Origin of the sequence: Gemella sp. GH3, from assembly GCF_013415425.1 — a bacterium.
Taxonomy (GTDB): Bacteria; Bacillota; Bacilli; order Staphylococcales; family Gemellaceae; genus Gemelliphila.
This window is the reverse complement of sequence record NZ_JACBYC010000240.1, coordinates 1-413: the sequence shown is the minus strand read 5'-3', so window position 1 is coordinate 413 and position 413 is coordinate 1. Positions and strand designations below refer to the sequence as shown.

Here is a 413-nt window from a genome sequence, read left to right as displayed (position 1 = left end):
GACGATAATTGCCCTATATTACCACCTAATGTTAAAAAAGAACACTGGGGCTTTGATGATCCAGCAGGAAAAGAATGGCCAGAATTTCAACGTGTTAGAGATGAAATTGGAAAAAGAATACAAGAATTCAAAGAAACGCTCGTTTAATGTGAGCGTTTCTTTATATTTAAGTCATACATTTTATTAATAATGATTTCATTTCTATATCTTTGATATAATAGTATACCATTTTCCCATCCTTGTAAAAATTCAGCACGTCTCTTTTATACAGCGCTCTCAAATGATGTGATGTTGAAGCTATACTCAAACCTAATGTTATAGATAAGTCGCAAACACATAATTCTTTCTCTTTAATTAGAGCTAATATAATTTTCAGCTTATTCTCATCACTTATCTTTAATAATGTATTGATA

Annotated in this window: 1 protein-coding gene and 1 pseudogene; one reads left to right on the top strand and one right to left on the bottom strand. The window is 30.3% G+C overall.

Translation table 11 applies throughout. The features are described from left to right. Window positions 1–147 (top strand): annotated as a pseudogene (locus tag HZY83_RS07990) (arsenate reductase (thioredoxin)); the annotation flags it as partial. A gap of 19 nt (window positions 148–166) precedes the next feature. Here HZY83_RS07990 and HZY83_RS07985 read toward each other — a convergent pair. Continuing rightward, window positions 167–413: ArsR/SmtB family transcription factor (locus tag HZY83_RS07985; RefSeq protein WP_179943508.1), on the bottom strand; the 247-nt coding region annotated here is incomplete at its 5' end.